Source organism: Megasphaera lornae (genome assembly GCF_000214495.1).
GTDB classification, from domain to species: domain Bacteria; phylum Bacillota; class Negativicutes; order Veillonellales; family Megasphaeraceae; genus Megasphaera; species Megasphaera lornae.
The window spans coordinates 47,479-67,780 of sequence record NZ_AFIJ01000008.1; the positions used below are offsets into that span (position 1 = coordinate 47,479).

A 20,302-nucleotide genomic window follows, 5' to 3' on the forward strand; every position below is an offset into this window, starting at 1 on the left:
GATTTTTAGGGTAAAAAAAGCATATTATAAAAGTGTACCGGTGTGATATGTATAAAATTTATTGATAGACGGAGTTATAGTATGGATGAAATTACTTCTCGGGAAAATGAGAGGATTAAAAAAGCGTGTGCATTAAAGCAAAAAAAAGAACGGCAGAAACAACGAAAAGTATTAGTGGAAGGGTGGCGACTCATTGCCGATGCCGCCGCGCAGGGATTGTCGCCAGTACAATGCTTTATTACGCCGCAAGCTGCGACGCACGAACGGTTTCAAGGCTTATACGCGCTGGGTAAGAGGCTTTCGTGGCAGTTCTTTGTCGTCGCCCCGAAGGTATATGATAAACTGAAAGAAACGCAGCATCCTCAAGGGATTGCCGCAGTATTGCCGTATTTTACGACTGCCTTGGACCTGACGGAAAGGATTGCTCCGCAACGACCGATTGTGTATTTGCAGTCCGTGCAGGATCCGGGGAATTTGGGAAGTATTATTCGTACGGCGGCCGCGGCCGATGCCGGCGCCGTAGTCCTGAGTCGGGACAGTGTCGACGTGTATAATGATAAAGTATTACGCAGTGCGATGGGGGCGGTTTTTAAAATTCCTCTGGTAACGGATGTCGATATGGAAACGCTGCAAGCATATTGTTTGCGGACCCATCGACGGTTAACGGGAGCCGCGGCAAGCGGTTCATCTTCTTATACGCAGTTGGATTATGCGCAGGCGCGAGTGTTGGCGTTCGGCAATGAAGGCAACGGCTTGACACTCCCGTTTTTACAGGCTTGTGCCGAAACGGTGACGATTCCTATGCGTCCGGAAACGGAATCGCTGAATTTGGCGGCGGCTGTGGGTATCGTATTGTATAAAGCATGGGAACGGCAAGGGTTTTTATATGAATAGGAGCGGTAATGGAAGGTGTGTTACAGGCGGCGGTGCAGGATTTAGTGCGACTGTTGCAGGAAAAGGGTTGGGAAATACTTAACCGGAAAGAAATTAATTATGGTTGCCAAGTGGTATGTCGGGATAACGCCGGCGGGAAAACGCAAGCGAATATATATTATAGTAAGAAAAAAGGCCTATCTTTTGTGGCACAGGGGAAAGACGGAAATGCCGCCGCCGCTTTGCGCCGGTGTTGGGAAGAAAGTCGGCACGGGACGGGGGCGGCGGTACCGGCCTTACAAGGCATACGGCCCTCTTTGCGCATGGGCTGTGATGAGTCCGGCAAGGGGGACGTGTTCGGTCCGCTGGTAGTCGCGGCGTGTATTTTGACCGAAGAGGATGCGGCACAGTTGCGGGCCCTGGGGGTGCGGGACAGTAAAATGGTGCGAAGCACACAAATTAAACGGTTGGCGGAAACCATAAAAACACGTCTGCAAGACCGTTATTCCGTACAAGTGGTGATGCCGCAAGAGTATAACCGAAGGTATGTCTGCCTGGCAGAGAACGGTAAAAATTTAAATGATTTGTTGGGACAGCTTCACGCTCGGAATATTCGCCGCTTATTGTCAAAACACAAATGTCCTTGTATAATAGTCGATAAGTTCGGCAGTGAACGATATGTGTTGCAGGAATTGGGAACTTTGGCAAAGACTCATACGGTGATCCAAATTCCGCATGGCGAGGCGGATACGGCGGTAGCGGCCGCCTCTATTTTAGCTCGCGAGGCCTTTGTCGCCGCCATGGAAGAGTTGCGGCGGCTTTACGGCATGTCGTTTCCTATGGGGGCCGCACAGGGAATTCAAATGGCGATAGATACGTTTTTATCCGGCCATACAGCCGCTGAATTGCAGCAGGTGGGCAAGTTGCATTTTAAGACTTTTAATGGCGTACGTTGAGGTGCATATGAATCGATTAATTATAAATGCGGATGATTTCGGGATTCATACCGCCGTTAACCGGGCGGTTGTACAAGCTTTTCAACAGGGCGTTTTGACCAGCACGTCGTTGTTGGCTGCCGGCGCGGCGTATGAAGAAGCGGTTACGGCGGCAAACGACAATCCCGGATTGGGCATAGGTATTCACTTATGTCTGGTCGGCTCGTTGTCGCCGGTTCTGGATCCGAAGGAAGTGCCTTCGCTGGTTACGGAAGAAGGGGTGTTTCCGGAATCTTACGGTACGGTTATGAAAAATATATTGTTGGGCAAAGTGGATTACGGTGAAATATACAGGGAATTGGATGCGCAAATTGAAAAAATTATGCGCGCTCGGATTCGGGTGACCCATGTGGACAGTCATCAACATCTGCATATGTTACCGCCGGTTTGGAAAATAGTACAGGCGCTGATGAAAAAATACGGGTTGCATCGGGTGCGTATTCCGCGGGAATCGTACTTATTTAAACCGTTTACCGGCAATCCGGTGCGGATTATGGGACGCAATGGCTTGACCTGGCTTTCTGAAAAAGCGATGCGGGGAGTACGACAATTCGGGTATACTACGAGTGATTATTTTTGGGGGATGTTGGACGGCGGTTCAATGGACGAAACGCATTTAGGGTATATTCTTAAAAATCTTCCGTTCGGAGTGCATGAAATTATGATGCATCCGGCGATCAGTACGGCGACAATGGCGAAAACCTTTGCGTGGGGATACCGTTGGGAAGAAGAATATCGGGCGTTAGTATCGCCGTATATTCGACACGTATTATCGCAGAAAAAGATACAGCTTATTCATTATGGCGAACTACCTTGAGGAGGTGGGCAAATGAATATTTTAATTACAGGCGGTGCCGGTTTTATCGGTTCTCATATTGGCGATGCCCTCATTGCGGCAGGGCATCGGGTGATTGTCGTTGATAATTTATCGACAGGAAGAAAAGAAAATATACCGCCGCAGGCCGTGTTTTATGAGGCGGATATTCGGGACCGCGAATATATGGAAAACATTTTTTCTCAAGAACACATTGAGGCGGTATACCATGAAGCGGCACAAACTATGGTTCCTTACTCGTTAGCCCATCCGTGGGAAGATGCGGAATTAAATGTCATGGGTTTGGTGGGAATCTTGGAATTATGCCGGCGGCATACGGTGCGAAAATTTATTTTTTCTTCTTCCGCGGCAGTATATGGCGATAATACGCGCGTGCCGTTAAAGGAAACGGAAGCGACGACGCCGCTTTCTTTTTACGGGTTGACGAAATGCACGGCGGAAGCGTATATTCGCATGTACCATGACATATTCCAAGTGCCTTATGTTATTTTACGATATGCGAATGTATATGGAGAACGACAAGGCGGTAACGGGGAAGGCGGCGTCGTGTTTGTCTTTTCTCAGGCCTTGGCGCAGGGGAAGGAGATAACCGTCTTTGGCGACGGGGAACAAACCCGGGATTTCGTATATGTGAAAGACGTGGCCCGGGCAAATGTTTGTGCGTTGCAGGCAAATGGGACAGAGGGAACCTATAATATCGCTACGAACATAGAAACCACGGTCAACGCGTTGAAAGAAATGTTGGTATACATAGCGGGCACGCCTACGCATGTACACTACGAACCGGCACGATCCGGCGATATTTATCGTTCTGTATTGGCCAACACAAAAGCCGTGCAAGATTTGGGGTGGGAACCGACTACCAAGTTGCTCGGCGGATTACAGCAAACCTATCGTTACTTTGCGGGGGAAGTAGGGAAATGAAAAAAGAAAATGGGCAGAAATTTTATTTAGTCAGTGAAGATATTTTGCCGGAAGCGATAAAAAAAACGATTAAAGTCAAAGAGCTTCTCAAACATCATCAGGGGCAGACGATTCATGAAGCGGTGCAAAAAATGGATTTAAGTCGCAGTGCGTACTACAAATATAAGGATCACGTATTTCCTTTTTATGAAGTATCACAAGGAAAAATTGTCACGCTGGCATTATTGATTTATGATCAGCCCGGAGAATTGTCGCAAGTATTACATGCCATTGCGTTACACAAAGGAAGTATTTTAACGATTAATCAGGGGATTCCGTTGCAGGGTATGGCGGATGTCAGTATTTCTGTGGAAACTAAGAATTTAAGCATTCCTGTCGATGAATTAGTAAAGCGATTACGTAATTTATCCGGGATTACTAAGGTGGAAATTATCGGACAGGCATAAAAAAAGGAGGGTATGTACGCATGAAGCAAGTCTCCATTGCGTTATTGGGATGCGGTACGGTGGGAAAAGGTGTCATTGATGTATTGTTAATGAACGGCCCCATTATTGAGGAACAGCTGAATACTAAAATTACGGTCAAACGGGTATTGGTTCGGGATATTAATAAATATGAACAAATGAATTTACCGTCGGCCATTTTATTTACGAATAATTTTCAGGATATTATAGACGACGAAGAAATTTCTCTTGTTGTAGAAGTGATGGGAAGTGCCGATTTTGCCAAGGAATGTATTGAAGAATGCTTTAAACGCGGGAAAAGTGTCGTAAGTGCGAATAAAGATTTAATTGCCGATTACGGAATTCCTTTATTAAAACTGTCGAAGGAAAAACAGGTGGATTTTCAATTTGAAGCCAGTGTAGCCGGCGGCATTCCCATTGTACGGGCCATGTATGCGTCACTTAACGGCAATAAAATTGATGAAATTATCGGCATTATGAACGGTACGACGAATTATATTTTGACACAAATGACTTGCCGGGGGATTACCTATGAGGAAGCGCTGCGGGAAGCGCAAGTAAAAGGATATGCCGAAGCGGACCCGACGAATGATGTGAGCGGATATGATGCCGCCCGCAAAATTGCGATCCTGGGAACACTGGGTTTTCACTCGGAAGTCACGTTTCGTGATGTGCAGGTGGAGGGCATTGAAAAAATTACGGCGGAAGATATTCGCAATGCCCTGGAAATGGGCTATGTCATCAAATTACTGGCCATTGCCCGCCAGGATAAAGAAGGGATTTCTCTCAATGTGCATCCCGGATTTATTCGTAAGACGCACCCGTTGGCGAATGTTGCCGATGCCTATAACGGCATTTGTGTGCGGGGAAACTGTGTCGGCGATGTTATGTTTTACGGTGCGGGCGCCGGCTCTTTGCCGACTGCCAGTGCCGTTGTCAGCGATATTATGAATGTTGTTTTGCACGAACATATCGGCGTTACGGGACAGCGGGATTTTGTCAGTCATGAAGCGAAATTAAAACCGCAAGCGTCTATTTGCTCGCCGTATTATTTACGCTTGCTGGTGCAAAATACTACCGGAGTGTTAGCCGGCATTGCCACTGTCTTGGCGACCTATCATATCAGCATTCGTTCGCTTATTCAAAAAGATGAAACCGCAGATATTGCGGAAGTCGTATTGCTGATTGATCAATCTTCCCATTGCGTGGTACAAAAGGCGTTAAAAGAATTGTCCGAACTTACTTGTGTACATACGATAGCGAATGCGATTCGCGTCATTGAGGTATAGCCTATGCGGAAAACATGGCACGTACGGATACCGGCCACTACGGCCAATTTAGGAGCCGGCTTTGATTCGCTCGGCATGGCTTTAACGATATATAACGATTTTTATTTTACTGCAGATTCGCAGGTCGATACGATAACCGTGACGGTTTCGGGAAAGGGAGAAGGCACCTTATCCGGTGACTTTTCCCGCAATTTAATCGGTCGCGCTATGCAATATGCGGCAACGGCCAAACATACCGTCCTGCCGTCGGGAGGACATTTACGTGCGGTCAATCGCATTCCCCTTAATCGCGGCCTGGGCAGCAGCTCTACCGCTATTGTAGGCGGATTATTATTAGGCGATGCGGTGACGGAAGGTTCTCTGTCCACGCAAGAACTGTTGGATTTAGCTACCTTGATGGAAGGACACCCGGATAATGTAGCGCCTGCCATTTTAGGGGGACTAACCGTATCTATACAAGAAAATAAGCGTATATTCTGTCAAAAGCTGCCTTTTCCGGAAGCGCTGCAGGCGGTAGTCGTTGTGCCGGAAGCGGAAGTCCCGACGGCGGCGGCACGCAAGGTTTTGCCCAAGCAGGTACCTCATGCCGCGGCGGTATATAATGCAGGGCGGGTGGGATTTTTTTTGGCATCTTTATGGGCACAACAGTATGATCAATTACAATACGGTATGCAGGACATGTTGCATGTGCCGTATCGGTTACCGCTTATTACCGGCGGGAAAGAGGCCTTACAAGCCGCATTGGCTGCCGGCGCCAAGGGCGCGACGATTAGCGGTTCGGGCTCCACGTTGATAGCTATAGCGACGGCAAACGCACCGCAAATTGCGGCGGCGATGGCGGCAGTGTTTGCGTCATATCATATACGCACGGAATCACATATCTTGCATTGTGACGAGGAAGGGGCAAGAATCAGTACGGTAGTTTGAGGGTTCGGCTACTTTTCGAGACGGGGCGTTCGGACGGAGAAAACGTCCCGTCAACATAGTGAAATGGACACTGTTTATAGGGGGAAGGGAAGGAAAAGTCATCTGATTATAAAGATGACTTTTTTTATCGTATATGATATACTGGCAACGATAAAAGAGACGGGCAGGGGGAATGACGATGAATATTATGTCCTATATAGAACAGGTGCAAACGGCGCCCGATGCGACGCCGGCGGATATTAAAAAAGTATGTGAAGAGGCGATTCGGTTTCATTATTACGGTATTTGTGTTAATTCCATATATGTACAATACGCCAAAAGTTTAGTAGCGCATGCGCCGGTGCGGGTAGCCTGCACCGTAGGCTACCCGTCGGGCGGCGCCGCTATTTCGGTAAAGGCGGAAGAATGTGCGTATGCGATTACGCACGGCGCCGACAGCGTAGCAATGGTGTTGGCTGTCGGACGGGCCAAATGCGGGGAATGGGATTATGTGACGGAAGATATGCGCCGTGTGGTTAAGGCGGCGGACGGACATGAGGTTCAGGTGATCTTGGAAGCGGGATTGTTAAATGATTATGAAAAAGCACGCGCCTGCCATATGGCCGTTCTGGCGGGGGCGACTTCCGTGCGTACGGTTTCCGGTTTTTTCCCGTATACGACAACTGTCGGGGACATTACGTTGTTGCGGAAGTCGGGGGAAGGAAAAATCGCCGTAAGTGCGGGCGGTATTACCGATTATGAAGAAGGAAAACAGGTCCTGGCCGCCGGCGCCGCGAACCTCGGCACGACTTGCGGGGAAGCATTGGTGCGTGCCGCCGTTGCGGAAGCGGAGACGCAGGGATTGTATAAAGATTGGGATGAAACGAATCCCTTTGAAAAGATGACGCCGGAGGAACTGTTTCGATATTTACAGGAAAAACAGCAACGCGAATAAGGAAAAAGCTGTGATTCGGGGCGGTCATGGCTTTTTTTATCGGTACTATGGTATAATATAAATGAGAATTAATTATAAAAGAGGTCTTAGTATGAATATTGCCGGATATATTGAACATACGAATCTTCAGGCCGTTGCTACGGCGGCAGATATCGCTTCCTTATGTAACGAAGCGAAACAATATGGATTTTTCGGGGTTTGCGTTCATCCTTCGTATATAACGTATGCCAAACAATGTTTACAACATACGGATATCCGCATTACTACGGTTGTCGGTTTTCCTTTGGGGGCGACCGGGGCGGCGGTAAAAGCGGCGGAAACCGCTTATGCAATAGCTTGCGGCGCCGATGAAGTGGATATGACGGTAGCGATTGGTCGCGTCAAAATGGGAGATTGGGACTATGTGGCGGACGATATGCGAAGAGTGGTGATTGCGGCGGAAGGAAGACCGGTTAAAGTGATTTTGGAAACAGCATATTTGACGGAGAAAGAAAAAAACAAGTATGTTACCTTGCCGGAGAAACGGGTGCCGCATTTGTCAAAACGTCTACCGGATTTGCGCCCGGCGGCGCTACGGTAGAAGATGTTGCCCGGATGGCAAGCTGGGCTGCTCCCGCATTAGGAATCAAAGCGGCCGGCGGGATTCGTGACTATCAGACGGCTATGCGGATGATTGCCGCCGGCGCGACGCGGTTGGGTACGTCGGCGAGTGTGCGGATTATGGAGGGCGCTCTGCATGAGGGATAATGAGCAAACCTTGCAGGATTTGGCACATACGGTCGGTTGTATACGACAACGTCACCTGTTGAATACGGCGGCGGGAACGCCGGAATCCGTGCCGGTTCGTAAAGAAACGATGCGGAAGAAGGATTGCCTGGTAAGCATGTTGGCGAGCGGCAGTAAGGGAAATTGTGCATATATTCGCTGCGGCAATACAAGAATCCTGATTGATGCGGGGATCAGCTGTCGTCGTGTGGAAACGGGATTGCGACGGTACGGATGTACGTTGGCGGATATTGATGCCGTATTTTTGACCCATGAACATCAGGATCATGTAAGCGGGTTGCGGACTCTGCTGAAAAAGTCGCAAATGCCTGTATATACGACGCGGGAAACCTGGCAGGCGATCGGGAATGCGGTTGTAGGGCACCAAAATCGGTTTATGCCCGTAATGCGTCGGACGCAGGTGGGAGAAATGCAAATCGTTCCTTTTGCCATTTCTCACGATGCGGCTCGTCCTGTAGGGTATTCCGTATATCATGAACAAGTAAAAGTTACGTTGGCGACCGATTTGGGGAAAATTACGCCGGCGGTTTTGCAAGCCGCGGCATATTCGGATATTTTTATATTGGAAGCCAATCATGATGAACAAATGGTGCGGAACGGCGCGTATCCGTATTATTTACAACAGCGTATTTTAGGGCAGTTGGGGCATTTGTCCAATCGTACGGCGGCCGCGTTTTTACGGGAAGTTCCGAATAAAGGAAGGATGCAAGTGTTGCTGGCGCATCGCAGTGAAACAAATAATACGCCGTCTTTAGCGTTACGCACGGTGCGCACGATTTTGAGTCAAGGCGGCAGAGCGGTCGGACAAGATGTCATTTTACGTTTGGCCGGTCAGCACGGCGCCGTACGGATGGAACATCCGGACTTCGGACAGCGGCAGCGTACATATTGATGCGGACAGGGAGGCACATATGATTAAGCATAAACAAACCGTAACCGCTATTTTTGCGATTGCGTTAATCGCCGTAGGCGCCTTCGGCGGGTTTATTTGGCGCGGGAATCATGCCGTGGACGGGAATGCGGTGGCCGGTCAAAATGCGCCTCGCCAACGAGTGGAAGCCTCGTTGACAGCGGCACGAAATACGGCAATTGTGCAGGCCGTTAAACGAGTCGGTCCGGCCGTTGTGGGGATTACCGCGCAAGTGTATACTCGCGACCCTTTTCACGGGGAAGTGACGGTGAATGAGGGCATCGGCTCCGGCATTATTTTTGAACCGAACGGTTATATTGTGACCAATGCACATGTTGTAGGAAATGCTGCGCAGGTGACGGTTTCCTTAGCGGACGGGAAGAGGATAAAAGGCACGGTTGTAGGGCGCGATTCGTTAACGGACTTGGCCGTGGTTAAAGTGACGGAAAAAAATCTTCCTGTAGCCGTTTTTGGCGACAGTAACAGTTTACAACCGGGAGAAACGGCGATTGCCATCGGCAGTCCTCTCGGATTGGAATTTCAAGGAACGGTTACGGCGGGCGTGATCAGCTCCGTGAATCGGGCTTTCGGCCCATTGGGAGATACGTTTCGCCTGATTCAAACCGATGCGGCGATTAATCCGGGAAATTCCGGCGGGGCATTGGTGGATGCTACCGGCAAGGTTATCGGCATTAATAGTGCCAAAATTGCCAAAGCGGGAGTGGAAGGATTGGGGTTTGCCATTCCTGTCAATGCGGCTCGTCCGATTTTAAAAGAACTCATTGAAAATGGTAAAGTACGGCGTCCGTATTTAGGATTTTTCGGGATGGATAGCAAAATGGCACTGCGATTCGGGTTGGACTTGGAAGAAGACGGCGTGTTGGTATATAAGTTGGTGGCGAACGGCCCGTTGGCGCGGGCGGGCGTGCATGCCGGAGACGTATTGGTACGGATTAATGAGCGGCCGGTGCCCAATTTGAATGCGTTACAAGGGGCGCTTAACGAATATCATATTGGAGAAAAAGTTACGGTACACGGAAAACGGCAAGGCCGATCGTTTTCTGCCGCAGTGGTTTTAACGGCCATGCCCGATCAAGGAGAAATCCCGTGAAATATCATATAATTACAATCGGAAAAATTAAAGAGGCTTATTTGACAGCGGGAATGAATGAGTTTTTAAAACGCATGAAACCTTTTGCGCAAGTGGAAATTACCGTTTTGGCGGAAGAAAAAATGCCGGCCCGGCCGTCTCCGGCGGAGAAAATGCAGGTTTTAGAAAAAGAAGGCGCAAAAATGTCGGCTCATATACGGGATACTTCTTATATCTATGCGCTGGATGTGCAGGGGCGGTTGCTTTCCTCGGAGTGCCTGGCGGCACAAATGGAAGAAAAATCCGTGCATGGATATAGTGAATTCACCTTTATTATCGGCGGTCCGTTCGGTCTGGCGGAAAGCGTGCGAACGCGTGCGCATCAGTGTATTTCCTTCGGTCGCATGACGTTCACGCATCAAATGATGCGCCTGTTGTTGTTGGAACAATTGTATCGGGTTAATAAAATTCAACGACATGAACCGTATCATTGGTAAAATTTTTTCCTTAAAAGAAGGAACTGCCCCTTGTCATGTATAATTATATAAGTAGATACATAACAGCGGCGAGAAAGTATTCGCTCCAATAAAGAGGTGGTAATGATGAAAGCATGCACAGCGGCGGATATTATGGAAAAAGTTTTTATTTCCGCACATACGGACACATCGGTTTTTGATTTGGTACATTATTTTGTGAAAAGTAAAATATCGGCGATTCCTATTGTCGATGATGATCAAGTTTTAGTGGGGATTGTGACGGATGCCGATTTACTGTACAAAAAGATAAAACCGCATGTCCCTCATTATGTAAATCTGTTGGGCGCCAGTATTTATTACAACGGTATAGGCAAGTACCATAAGGGATTTAAGAAACTCATGGCATGTACTGCCGGCGATATGATGACCAAAGACGTCATTATTGCCGCTCCCGAAGCGGATGTGGAACAACTGGCGGGCGTTATGGTGGCGGAACATTTGAAAGTCATTCCTATTGTTAAAAATAACCGTATTGTCGGCATTGTGACTCGCTATCATATTTTGGACGAATTGTACAAAGAATTCGGCGAAGAGTAGTCGGCGGATTGAAGAGAAAAGACGCTATCTTCCGTTTTACCGGGAAGGTAGCGTCTTTTTATGAGAAAAAATAATTCGTATGCAAGGTTGTATTCTATTTTTACAACGGTATTAATGAAATAAATAATCATTATTGACAAATAGAAACCCCGGTGTTATTATACAACCATGAAATAACCGTTACTTGGTTTTTCGTAGGATAAGGAGGTTTTACTATGTCATTAATTAATAAGGAAGTTGCGGATTTTAAAGTACAGGCATATCAAAACGGCGCCTTTAAAGAAGTTACGAAAAAAGACCTGCTGGGTAAATGGTCTGTTTTTGTATTTTATCCGGCCGATTTTACCTTTGTATGCCCGACCGAATTGGAAGATTTAGCGAATTTATATAGTCAGTTCCAAACTATTAATTGTGAAGTATACAGCGTTTCCTGTGACAGTCATTTTGTACACAAAGCTTGGCATGAAAGTTCGGAAGCGGTAGGAAAGGTAACCTATCCTATGTTGGGCGATCCGACGGCCGCTTTAGCTAAAGATTTTGAAGTATATATTGAAAGCGACGGTATGGCGGAACGCGGTTCTTTCATTGTTAATCCGGAAGGAAAAATTGTGGCTTATGAAGTTAATGCCGGCAGTGTAGGAAGAAATGCGGAAGAATTATTGAGAAAAGTGGAAGCTTCCCAATTTGTAGCGGAACACGGCGATCAAGTGTGCCCGGCAAAATGGAAACCCGGTGCGGCTACCTTAAAACCGAGCTTTGATTTAGTCGGGAAAATTTAGGGCGGTACCGTATGAATACAGAAATGATGTACGATTTAATTATCGTAGGCGGCGGTCCGGCCGGTCTTTCGGCCGCTATTTATGCGGCCCGGGCGCGCAATAAAGTGCTGATTGTAGAAAAAGGCGAGATTGGCGGTCAGATTACTGCGGCGGGCGCGTTAGTTAATTATCCGGGCGTACCCAATACGACCGGAAAAGAAGTGACCGAAGCGATGTATGAACAGGCCTTATCTTTCGGTGCGCAGTGGTTGGCAACGGAAGTAACCGGTCTGGAATTAACGGATACGATCAAAACAGTGCATACTAAAAAAGGGGACTATCAATCTCTTGCCGTATTACTGGCTACCGGTGCCAATCCGCAAAGTGTCGGCTTTACGGGAGAAAAAGAGTTTCGCGGGCATGGTGTTGCATATTGCGCCACTTGCGACGGTGAATTTTTTACGGATAAGGATATTTTTGTTGTCGGTTCCGGCGCGGATGCGATTGAAGAAAGCATATTTTTAACAAAATATGGAAAAAGTATTACCATTTTAGTGAAAAAGGCCGCTTTTGATTGCGCGCAAACGTTAGTGGATTCGTTACAAGAGTATCCGAGTATTTCTGTAAAATATAATTCGGAAATTGTAAAAGCCGGCGGTACGGACGGCATCCTTTCTTATGCGGAATTTAAAAATCGCAAAGACGGCACGACTTGGCGATATGATGCGCCGCCGGATGACACGTTCGGCATTTTTGTCTTTGCCGGCCATCAGCCCAATGCCGTTTTATTCGGAGACGCGATCCGATTGGATCCGAAAGGCTATGTCCTTACCGATGGGGAGCAAAAAACCACGGTTGACGGTGTATATGCGGCAGGCGATCTTTGTGTGAAATCCCTGCGCCAAGTGGTTACGGCCACGGCGGACGGTGCGATTGCCGCGACGGCGGCGTTGAAATACTGCGGCGCCATGCATCGGCAATTAAAACTTCCTAAATTTCCGCCGACGTCGGCTATACCGGCGACAGCGAAAAAAAATGATCCGACGACCGTACCCTCGCCTCATACGGCAGGAACCTTTTTAACGGCTGAAATTCGCGGTCAAGTAGAGCCTATTTTGGCAAAAATTACTTCCGTCGTTACCTTGCAGGTACATGGAAATGATACGGATTTAAGCAAAGAATTACAAGAAGCGGCACAAGAAATTGCCGCGCTCAGTGAAAAAATAAAAGTGCAAACCGTGCCGCAAAGCCCGGAAGATATACCCTATCTTTCTTTACTGAAAGGAGAAAATACAGATACGGGCATTGCTTTTCACGGCGTTCCGGGAGGACATGAATTTACGTCCTTTATATTAGCGTTGTATAATGTTGCCGGACCGGGACAAGAAATGGATGAAGAAACGAAGACAGCATTGGCGGATATTGACGCAACGGGAAAAAAGATAGCCATGAAAGTGCTTGTATCTCTTTCCTGCACAATGTGCCCCGCCGTGGTTCAGGAAACGCAAAGATTGGCAGCTGCTTCCTCCCATATTACGGCGGAAATGTTTGATTTACAGCATTTTCCCAAATTGAAAAATAAATATCGGGTTATGAGTGTGCCGTGCCTGGTAATTAATGACCAAGATGTCCATTTCGGTAAAAAATCGATGCACGAGCTGTTACAATTATTGAAGAACGTATAAATTACTATATCATACTACAAAAAGAGGACGATGAATGCTTGCATTCATCGTCCTCTTTTTCTTATACACGCTCCGCTCTTGGTGGGCGATAATGGATTCGAACCATCGACCCCCTCGATGTCAACGAGATACTCTAACCAACTGAGCTAACCGCCCGCGATATATAATACATGTGCATAAGGAATACTTTCTTATTATAGCGGAAGGAGGCTTTTTTTGTCAAGGTGCCGAACGGCGGCGGGCGGTCAATCCCGGGGAGCGGTCAAAGGCAGGGTTTGTAAAAAACGACTGGGGTTTTGTTTTATATGATTTTCGGCTTCATGCCAGGTGAGATACAGCTTTTTTTTGGCACGGGTTATGGCAACATAAAATAAGCGTTTTTCTTCGTCCAAGTTACCGGTTTGAATAGGGCGGGACAAGGGAAAGGTACCGTCTTGTAAGGCGGCTAAAAAGACGGTGTCATATTCTAAGCCTTTGGCCTGATGGACGGTAATAATGGGAATTTGTGCTCTTTTTTGTAACAGCGTATCCAGTTCGCTGTTGGATAAAGAGGCGAGTTGCAGCAGTTCTTGCAAGTTGTCGCGGGGACTGCGGGAAGGATCATCCTGTTCTGCTGCCAAGCGGTAAAAATAACGAATATGATCCAGGCGGTGAGACGGTTCGCCTCGGGAGGCTTCTTGTTCGTCAATTTTTGCATAGTACTCTTTTACACCGCAGTGCAGCATGATACGGGTGAGTAATTCATGCGGGCGCAAGGAATAGGATTGGCGGCGCAAAGCTGATATTTTCTCACTGAAGGAAATAAAGCGATGGGCATAGGTAGTGAATAATTCACGACGTGTTGCCGTTTGGGAAAGAATTTTTTCTTGCAGTACCGTTTGTAATAAGTCGGCTGTGGCCAAGATATCATCCCAAGCGTTGTGACTGGGTTTATGGGCCGTAGAAAAATGATGACTGAGAAATTCCAAGGTGTACTTTTCCAGGTCCGGATAAAAACGACGATATATGTCCAGCGTATCCATATAAGGCATTTCCGTCGGGCACGGTAGCGAAAGACGGGACAATTCACTTTGTAAAATAGAGATATCATACAGTACATTATGACCGACAATTAAGGAATCTTTGGCGAAGGTTAAAAAGTTTTGTAATGCCCGGCGTGCATCGGTGCCGTTTTTTTGTAAAAATTCATCGCTTAATCCGTGGATGGCATATGAGTCGCCTACTGTTCGGGAGGGACGGAGGTAGGTCATGAATTTTTCTTGTATGGTGCCGTCGGTACGCAAGCGGACGGCGGCTATTTGAATGATTTCATCCTGTAAGGGATTTGTACCGGTGCTTTCGACATCGAAGACGATGAGGGAGCCTTCCTGCAGGTGGTGCAGCAAGAGTCCGAACGGATCGCCGGCGGTTAGTATACGGGGATCGGAAAAATCGCTGAGGTGTATGCCCGCCGTCTTATAGGCGGGGCCTTCCAATTGGCGTAAAACGGCATGCCCGAGATGGGGAATGAATCGTTGGGCAATTCGGTGCATACTGAGGGCATCGTTTTTGTTGATAATAAGTCGTAAAAAAGCAAGGACGTCTTTTATTTCTTGTCGCTTGAAGAGATGAAATTGTTCAATGCGGCTGAAGGGTAAGGTTCGGTCGGCGCGAACGCGGGCATTACAGGCGCGTAAGGCCAGCCAAAGCTGTTTGTTTTGGCGATTGGTACGCGTCATAATGCATACATGACGACGTTCGTCTTTACTCATAGCTTGAATGGTTTTAAAAATCCAAGCGCCTTCTTCCAAATAGGTGGGAAAAGAGTGTTGTTGAATCGGTTCCGGTGTAGCGTCGACCGGCGTGCCGGCGAGGATTTTTGGTGACTGCCGGTCGGGGAACAGGGCCTGCAGGCAGTCGGCGGCGGCTTGTACCAAGGGAGGAGCGGCGCGATAATTTGTCGTTAAGGTGAGGCAGAGGGGTTGATATTTTTTTTAATATCTGCAAAAATAAAGTCGGGATGTGAACCGCGCCATTCGTAAATGGTTTGAAAGGCATCGCCGCAGAATAACAGATTTTTTTCCGGAAAGAGCGGCGATAAAAAGGCATATTCCCAATCGCTTGTATCCTGTATTTCATCAATCGTCAGGTAGCGAAAGCGGGTTTGCCAACGGGCACGTATTTCCGGTTGTTGCAGTAAGCGGTGCGCCTGTAAAATTAAATCATGAAAATCCAGGGCATGGTTTTGGCGTAAGCATTGATTATATTGACGATACAGTGCCAGCCCGTGTTGAACGAGCCAATTTTCCAATCGCGGATTGGGGGTTCCATTGTAATTTTCACATAAAGAGGAGAGGTATTTTCGAGACACTAAACGGGAAAATACGTATGCATCGGGATGCGTTACGGCGGGCTCGTTGACGGCGGCCGTATTTTTTTTGATTTTTTCTATTAAGGCGGAAATTTTCAGTAAGTACGGCGATTTTTGATAATTCGCGGGCATCAGGGAAGCCAGGAGGTGACGGCAGTCTTCTTCATCGTAAATGAGCGAGTCGTAAGGGACGGTCGCATTTTTTTTGCCTTCTTCTTGTAATACTAAATACCCGAAAGCATGAATGGTTTTTATTGTTACGTTTTGTGCGGAAAGGCCGATAAGTTCCTGTAAGCGATGCTGTAATTCTTTGCAAGCGCGATTGGTAAAGGTTAAGCAGAGAATTTCTTTTTCCCGGGCACGTCGGCAGGCCAGAATATAAGCGATACGATGTGCAAGAATGGCGGTTTTTCCCGTACCTGCAGGTGCTTGTAATAAAATATTGTGATCCAATTCGGTCACGATGCGATGTTGGGTTTCATTTAATTGGGTAGATAAGTTCATAGGCGCCTCCTATATTTTTTATCATAGCATAGGCCCGGAAAAATACAAAATTTGTTTATGAAATCCTCGTGAATATGTCGTTTATAGACTTGAATTTTTGATGAATGACGGCGTTTTTTATGGTTTCCGTGATATGATTCGGGTAAAGAACGGAGAAAAGGAGGGGTGACGATGAAGCGGGATCCGGAAGAGTGGCGACAGGTTTCGGCGGGGGATATTGTTACGGCCCTGTTAACGCGCGCTATCGAGGAAAAAGCCAGTGATATTCACGTCGAACCGTTGGATACGGTGATGCGGATTCGTTTTCGTCGTGACGGCGTATTGACAACCGCCGCAATGTTGCCTGGCGATAAGGGAGAAAAAATAACGGCGCGTTTAAAAATTTTAGCAGGGCTGGATATTGCGAATAAGCGAATTCCCCAAGACGGTCGAATTATTTGGCAGGAAAAGACGCAGACGATTGATATGCGGGTCAGCACGATGCCCACTATACGAGGCGAAAAGACGGTCATACGGTTATTGGATACGGGACAATTGGAGTTGGAACTGTCCTGTCTGGGTATGCTTCCGGAGGTACAAGCTGTTTTACGACAGTTGATTCATCGCAGTCACGGGCTGTTTATCTTCAGCGGACCTACCGGTAGCGGTAAAACATCCACATTATATGCGGCATTACAGGAATTACACTTGCCGGAAGTCAGCATTGCCACGCTGGAAGATCCGGTGGAATACAAGGTGGAAGGGATCTGTCAAAGTCAAATTCAAACGAAAGGCGGCTTGTTGTTTCAAAATGGATTACGCGCCTTATTGCGACAAGACCCCGATATTTTGGTGATTGGTGAAATCAGGGACCGTGAAACCGCACGGATTGCGGTGCAAGCGGCATTAACCGGGCATGTTGTATTTACGACCTTACATACGGCAACGGCGGTGGAGGTTCCGGAACGGTTAATTGACATGGGGGTGGAACCGTATTTGGTGGCCGATGCGTTAGTGGGGATGACGGCTCAACGGTTGGTGCGACGCTTATGTCCGCATTGTCGTAAAAAACGGGAGGATTCGCAAATACGGGGCTTATATCGTCATCATCGCTGTGAAAGGTGTTTTTTCAGCGGTTATAAAGGACGGTTTTCTCTGTGTGAAATTGTCCGTGTCGGGGAAACTGTACGGCATTGCATCCGTCAAGGCGGCATGGTAGCCGCCATGCGAGAAGCGGCGATTGCGGACGGGGCCATATTTATGGAAACCGTTATCCGCACGCAGTTGCAGTCGGGAAACACGGATTGGGAAGAAATTCAGCGGGTATGTGACGGAAGTGAAGGGAACGGGTATGGATCTGGAAACGATTCTGACACGAGCCGTAGCTGAAAAGGCGACGGATATTCATTTACAAAGCGGCAGACCTCCGTATATTCGTGTCGGCGCGGAGTTGCAGCCGTTAGCGCTGCCGCATATACAGACAGCGGATCTGCAGGCGTGGAGTAAAGAAACGGGACCGGGGGAGGCGTGGTCCTTTTCCTGGAAAGAAGGGATCCGCTGTCGCGGGCAACGCAGTGAAAGCCGGCACGGACCGCATTGGGCATTGCGCGTATTGTACCCTCTGTCGTCTTTGCCGCAAGAAGAAAATCCGGTATTAATACAACGTTTGGGAACGTTATTGCAGGGACTGGTACTGGTGTGCGGAGCTACGGGGAGCGGTAAAACCACTACGATTTGGCGGGTGCTGGAATATATTAATCAGCACAGAGCCTGCCATATTGTTACGTTGGAAGATCCGGTGGAATATGTTTTGGAAGGAAAGAAGGCGTTGTTTACGCAACGTGAAGTAGGGGGACATGTAGACAGTTTTGAAGAAGGGGTGCGGCAAGCTTTGCGACAAGATCCGGATATTATGCTGATTGGAGAAATTCGCGATAAATATACGTTGCAGAACGCTATTACGGCGGCGGAAACGGGCGTGTTGGTTTTTTCCACCCTGCACTCTCCTTCTGTTGCCGGTGCCGTCAGTCGGATGGTGGGGATGTTTGCCGCCGGCGAACAGGAAGAAATTCGGCAACGTTTAGCGGCGGTATTGGCTTCGGTCGTGGCCCAACAGTGTTTTCGGGATAAAAATCGCATGCATATTGTGCGTGAATTATTGTGGCGGACGCCGGCGGCGGCACAAGTGATTCGCAGCGGTAAAGAATTTCATCTGACCGATGTGATGCAGACCGGCGGTCGGTACGGTATGGAAACGATGGCGCAAGCATTAAAACGCTACAGGAGCGGTATATGAGAGCTTTTATTGTGAAATTTATGACACCTAAAGGGGAAGAAAAAAACTGTATTTTACAGGTGGAGAACCGAGGCGCCTTAAAAACGTTGGCAGAACAGCAGGGGTGGCGTATTTTACAAATACGGGAGAAAAAATCAATTTGGAAGAAGCTGCATACACGGACCTTGTCCGGGACGCAGTTGATTTTCTGGTTTCAACAAATGGCGGTGCTGTTGTCTTCCGGCATACCGCTGGTACAGGCTTGGACCCTGCTTTGTCGGGATTGGAGAAAAGCGGGAGAAAAACAATGCCTGCAACGGGGTGTCTTTCGTTTGGAACAAGGCATATCGGTTACGGAAGTATTGGAAGAAAGCGAACTGTTTCCCGTTATGGTGATTCCCATGGTGCGTGCCGGGGAACAATCGGGGCAATTGGCGGAAATATTTCAGTTGTTGGGAACGTACTATACGTATGTGGAAAAACAGAAACAGGGAGTGCTGCAAGCTTTACTGTACCCGGCTTTTTTATGTTGTTGCGCGTTGGGAGCCGCCATATTTGCGATATTTTTTTTATTACCCGTATTTGAAAATTTGTTTTCGCAAATGAATGCGCCTGTACCGCCGTTAACGAGAGGGTTGCTGCAAGTATCGCACAGTATACGGGCGTATGGACCGGAAATCCTGATCGGGTTGGGCGTATTGACGGTTGCCGTATACGGCTATAGTCAACAATCGCAACGACGGCAGGCACTCACTATGCGGCTATGGCGGATACCGGGAGTACGTAAGCTCCTGTTGATGTTTTCTTGGCAACGCTGTTGCCAATTATTGGCTATTCAAATTCGTAGCGGCATTCCGTTACTTACGGCTTTAAGCGAAGCGGCATCGGCAGTGCCGATCAGCGGGTTTCGACGACATATACATTGGCTGTGTTTGCGTTTGGAAGGAGGGGAATCATTTAGCGCGGCCCTGGCTAAGAGTCAGGTGCATTTACCCTATGTGAGTGCCATGTTGGCTATCGGGGAAGAATCCGGGCAATATGATCGGGCAATGCAGGCTGTTGCCGATTATTATCGGTGGCAATTGACGGTTGCCGTAGCTCGTTTTCGTCGTTTTTTAGGACCTGCCGCGTTGCTTATGGTAGGCGGGATCATAGGGCTTTTAGTATGTTGTCTGGTATTGCCTGTACTGGACATGATTACGACGATGTCATTGTAGAAAGGATGCGATAGGAATGATGTGTTTTATGCGACAATGCTCTGCACGGAAGAAGCGGGTACGGAACGGGTTTACGCTGTTGGAAATGTTGATTGTAGTCAGTATTATTATGGTACTGGCAACGATTGCCATACCGAAATTTTCCTCTGCCGGAAAAACCGCAAAAATAGCTAAAATACAGGCGGACATTCATACGGTCAGCAATGCGGCGGCATTATATGAATTGGAAAATGGCAAATATCCGTCCGATGTGGCCACCTTACTTAAAAAAGATAAAACGGGAAAAACGTATTTACAAACGGAACCGAAACTGCCGGACGGCTCTTCATATAAGATTCGTGAAGACGGGATAGTGTCGGGGACCTATGACAACAAGGTTTATTCTACGGGGTCACAAGAGCCCGTACGTATGCCGGGACAATAATATACAGGGG

Annotated in this window: 22 protein-coding genes and 1 tRNA gene; 20 read left to right on the forward strand and 3 right to left on the reverse strand. The window is 47.9% G+C overall.

The genetic code is table 11. From position 1 onward, the window contains the following. The first annotated feature begins 81 nt into the window (after positions 1-81). From HMPREF1039_RS01605 to HMPREF1039_RS08520, 16 genes are all read left to right on the forward strand, one after another. On the forward strand, positions 82-894 hold the full coding sequence (locus HMPREF1039_RS01605; protein WP_007390595.1) for a TrmH family RNA methyltransferase: 813 nt from the start codon (positions 82-84) through the stop codon (positions 892-894). An 8-nt stretch (positions 895-902) separates the two neighbouring features. Continuing rightward, positions 903-1,829, forward strand: coding sequence for a ribonuclease HIII (locus HMPREF1039_RS01610; RefSeq protein ID WP_007390665.1), 927 nt, complete (start codon positions 903-905; stop codon positions 1,827-1,829). Positions 1,830-1,836: 7 nt separating this feature from the next. After that, the gene (locus HMPREF1039_RS01615; RefSeq protein WP_007390606.1) at positions 1,837-2,685 is read left to right on the forward strand and encodes a ChbG/HpnK family deacetylase; all 849 of its coding nucleotides are present in this window, start codon (positions 1,837-1,839) and stop codon (positions 2,683-2,685) included. A gap of 12 nt (positions 2,686-2,697) precedes the next feature. Next, the gene (locus HMPREF1039_RS01620) at positions 2,698-3,627 is read left to right on the forward strand and encodes an NAD-dependent epimerase/dehydratase family protein (RefSeq protein ID WP_007390680.1); all 930 of its coding nucleotides are present in this window, start codon (positions 2,698-2,700) and stop codon (positions 3,625-3,627) included. Further along, complete coding sequence (locus HMPREF1039_RS01625) at positions 3,624-4,073, forward strand: ACT domain-containing protein (RefSeq protein ID WP_007390727.1); 450 nt, start codon at positions 3,624-3,626, stop codon at positions 4,071-4,073. Before HMPREF1039_RS01620 ends, HMPREF1039_RS01625 begins: the two co-directional genes overlap by 4 nt. A 20-nt stretch (positions 4,074-4,093) precedes the next feature. Continuing rightward, entirely contained in the window at positions 4,094-5,380 is a 1,287-nt protein-coding gene (locus HMPREF1039_RS01630) for a homoserine dehydrogenase (protein ID WP_007390652.1), read from the forward strand. A gap of 3 nt (positions 5,381-5,383) precedes the next feature. Continuing rightward, a complete protein-coding gene (gene thrB, locus HMPREF1039_RS01635; RefSeq protein ID WP_007390716.1) occupies positions 5,384-6,307 on the forward strand; it encodes a homoserine kinase in 924 nt (307 codons plus the stop codon). A gap of 178 nt (positions 6,308-6,485) precedes the next feature. Further along, entirely contained in the window at positions 6,486-7,241 is a 756-nt protein-coding gene (deoC, locus tag HMPREF1039_RS01640; RefSeq protein ID WP_007390657.1) for a deoxyribose-phosphate aldolase, read from the forward strand. Positions 7,242-7,332: 91 nt separating this feature from the next. Beyond that, positions 7,333-7,821 carry a deoxyribose-phosphate aldolase gene (gene deoC / locus HMPREF1039_RS01645; protein ID WP_007390627.1) on the forward strand — a complete coding sequence of 163 codons (489 nt, stop codon included), beginning with the start codon at positions 7,333-7,335 and terminating at the stop codon, positions 7,819-7,821. A gap of 14 nt (positions 7,822-7,835) precedes the next feature. Beyond that, positions 7,836-7,988: a hypothetical protein gene (locus HMPREF1039_RS08315; protein WP_007390690.1), complete on the forward strand. Its 153-nt coding sequence runs from the start codon at positions 7,836-7,838 to the stop codon at positions 7,986-7,988. Further along, complete coding sequence (locus HMPREF1039_RS01650; protein WP_007390732.1) at positions 7,978-8,919, forward strand: MBL fold metallo-hydrolase; 942 nt, start codon at positions 7,978-7,980, stop codon at positions 8,917-8,919. The genes HMPREF1039_RS08315 and HMPREF1039_RS01650 overlap by 11 nt, the downstream gene beginning before the upstream one ends. A gap of 19 nt (positions 8,920-8,938) precedes the next feature. Further along, the gene (locus HMPREF1039_RS01655) at positions 8,939-10,048 is read left to right on the forward strand and encodes a S1C family serine protease (protein ID WP_007390658.1); all 1,110 of its coding nucleotides are present in this window, start codon (positions 8,939-8,941) and stop codon (positions 10,046-10,048) included. Continuing rightward, entirely contained in the window at positions 10,045-10,524 is a 480-nt protein-coding gene (rlmH, locus tag HMPREF1039_RS01660) for a 23S rRNA (pseudouridine(1915)-N(3))-methyltransferase RlmH (RefSeq protein WP_007390624.1), read from the forward strand. The genes HMPREF1039_RS01655 and rlmH overlap by 4 nt, the downstream gene beginning before the upstream one ends. Before the next feature lie 102 nt (positions 10,525-10,626). Beyond that, positions 10,627-11,100: a CBS domain-containing protein gene (locus HMPREF1039_RS01665; RefSeq protein ID WP_007390605.1), complete on the forward strand. Its 474-nt coding sequence runs from the start codon at positions 10,627-10,629 to the stop codon at positions 11,098-11,100. A 215-nt stretch (positions 11,101-11,315) separates the two neighbouring features. Continuing rightward, on the forward strand, positions 11,316-11,879 hold the full coding sequence (ahpC, locus tag HMPREF1039_RS01670) for an alkyl hydroperoxide reductase subunit C (protein WP_007390654.1): 564 nt from the start codon (positions 11,316-11,318) through the stop codon (positions 11,877-11,879). 11 nt (positions 11,880-11,890) lie between these two features. Beyond that, complete coding sequence (locus tag HMPREF1039_RS08520; RefSeq protein ID WP_007390718.1) at positions 11,891-13,543, forward strand: FAD-dependent oxidoreductase; 1,653 nt, start codon at positions 11,891-11,893, stop codon at positions 13,541-13,543. A gap of 79 nt (positions 13,544-13,622) precedes the next feature. Here HMPREF1039_RS08520 and HMPREF1039_RS01680 read toward each other — a convergent pair. The 3 genes from HMPREF1039_RS01680 to HMPREF1039_RS07900 all read right to left on the reverse strand — a co-directional run bounded on the left by HMPREF1039_RS01680 (position 13,623) and on the right by HMPREF1039_RS07900 (position 16,397). Beyond that, a tRNA-Val gene (locus HMPREF1039_RS01680) sits at positions 13,623-13,699 on the reverse strand. Between the two features lie 89 nt (positions 13,700-13,788). Then, the gene (locus HMPREF1039_RS07895; RefSeq protein ID WP_007390705.1) at positions 13,789-15,459 is read right to left on the reverse strand and encodes a 3'-5' exonuclease; all 1,671 of its coding nucleotides are present in this window, start codon (positions 15,457-15,459) and stop codon (positions 13,789-13,791) included. Between the two features lie 26 nt (positions 15,460-15,485). Further along, positions 15,486-16,397: a UvrD-helicase domain-containing protein gene (locus tag HMPREF1039_RS07900; protein ID WP_007390666.1), complete on the reverse strand. Its 912-nt coding sequence runs from the start codon at positions 16,395-16,397 to the stop codon at positions 15,486-15,488. Between the two features lie 171 nt (positions 16,398-16,568). Between HMPREF1039_RS07900 and HMPREF1039_RS01690 the strand changes: the two genes are divergently transcribed. Genes HMPREF1039_RS01690 through HMPREF1039_RS01705 form a run of 4 tightly spaced genes read left to right on the forward strand, consistent with a single transcriptional unit; the run spans position 16,569 to position 20,292 of the window. Beyond that, positions 16,569-17,765, forward strand: coding sequence for a GspE/PulE family protein (locus tag HMPREF1039_RS01690; RefSeq protein ID WP_007390614.1), 1,197 nt, complete (start codon positions 16,569-16,571; stop codon positions 17,763-17,765). After that, positions 17,704-18,672 carry a type IV pilus twitching motility protein PilT gene (locus tag HMPREF1039_RS01695; RefSeq protein WP_235720018.1) on the forward strand — a complete coding sequence of 323 codons (969 nt, stop codon included), beginning with the start codon at positions 17,704-17,706 and terminating at the stop codon, positions 18,670-18,672. Before HMPREF1039_RS01690 ends, HMPREF1039_RS01695 begins: the two co-directional genes overlap by 62 nt. Next, the gene (locus HMPREF1039_RS01700; RefSeq protein WP_007390622.1) at positions 18,669-19,868 is read left to right on the forward strand and encodes a type II secretion system F family protein; all 1,200 of its coding nucleotides are present in this window, start codon (positions 18,669-18,671) and stop codon (positions 19,866-19,868) included. The genes HMPREF1039_RS01695 and HMPREF1039_RS01700 overlap by 4 nt, the downstream gene beginning before the upstream one ends. 16 nt (positions 19,869-19,884) lie before the next feature. Continuing rightward, entirely contained in the window at positions 19,885-20,292 is a 408-nt protein-coding gene (locus tag HMPREF1039_RS01705; RefSeq protein ID WP_007390722.1) for a competence type IV pilus major pilin ComGC, read from the forward strand. The last annotated feature ends 10 nt before the right edge of the window (positions 20,293-20,302 follow it).

Coding starts and splice junctions, on each gene's coding strand:
- thrB (WP_007390716.1), top strand. CDS start 5,384: ATGCGGAAAACATGGCACGTACGGATACCGGCCACTACGGCCAATTTA.
- HMPREF1039_RS08315 (WP_007390690.1), top strand. CDS start 7,836: ATGGCAAGCTGGGCTGCTCCCGCATTAGGAATCAAAGCGGCCGGCGGG.
- HMPREF1039_RS08520 (WP_007390718.1), top strand. CDS start 11,891: ATGAATACAGAAATGATGTACGATTTAATTATCGTAGGCGGCGGTCCG.
- HMPREF1039_RS01610 (WP_007390665.1), top strand. CDS start 903: ATGGAAGGTGTGTTACAGGCGGCGGTGCAGGATTTAGTGCGACTGTTG.
- HMPREF1039_RS01665 (WP_007390605.1), top strand. CDS start 10,627: ATGATGAAAGCATGCACAGCGGCGGATATTATGGAAAAAGTTTTTATT.
- HMPREF1039_RS01630 (WP_007390652.1), top strand. CDS start 4,094: ATGAAGCAAGTCTCCATTGCGTTATTGGGATGCGGTACGGTGGGAAAA.
- HMPREF1039_RS01650 (WP_007390732.1), top strand. CDS start 7,978: ATGAGGGATAATGAGCAAACCTTGCAGGATTTGGCACATACGGTCGGT.
- HMPREF1039_RS07900 (WP_007390666.1), bottom strand. CDS start 16,397: ATGAACTTATCTACCCAATTAAATGAAACCCAACATCGCATCGTGACC.
- HMPREF1039_RS01655 (WP_007390658.1), top strand. CDS start 8,939: ATGATTAAGCATAAACAAACCGTAACCGCTATTTTTGCGATTGCGTTA.
- deoC (WP_007390657.1), top strand. CDS start 6,486: ATGAATATTATGTCCTATATAGAACAGGTGCAAACGGCGCCCGATGCG.
- HMPREF1039_RS01690 (WP_007390614.1), top strand. CDS start 16,569: ATGAAGCGGGATCCGGAAGAGTGGCGACAGGTTTCGGCGGGGGATATT.
- HMPREF1039_RS01705 (WP_007390722.1), top strand. CDS start 19,885: ATGATGTGTTTTATGCGACAATGCTCTGCACGGAAGAAGCGGGTACGG.
- deoC (WP_007390627.1), top strand. CDS start 7,333: ATGAATATTGCCGGATATATTGAACATACGAATCTTCAGGCCGTTGCT.
- HMPREF1039_RS01615 (WP_007390606.1), top strand. CDS start 1,837: ATGAATCGATTAATTATAAATGCGGATGATTTCGGGATTCATACCGCC.
- ahpC (WP_007390654.1), top strand. CDS start 11,316: ATGTCATTAATTAATAAGGAAGTTGCGGATTTTAAAGTACAGGCATAT.
- HMPREF1039_RS01620 (WP_007390680.1), top strand. CDS start 2,698: ATGAATATTTTAATTACAGGCGGTGCCGGTTTTATCGGTTCTCATATT.
- HMPREF1039_RS01605 (WP_007390595.1), top strand. CDS start 82: ATGGATGAAATTACTTCTCGGGAAAATGAGAGGATTAAAAAAGCGTGT.
- HMPREF1039_RS01625 (WP_007390727.1), top strand. CDS start 3,624: ATGAAAAAAGAAAATGGGCAGAAATTTTATTTAGTCAGTGAAGATATT.
- HMPREF1039_RS01700 (WP_007390622.1), top strand. CDS start 18,669: ATGAGAGCTTTTATTGTGAAATTTATGACACCTAAAGGGGAAGAAAAA.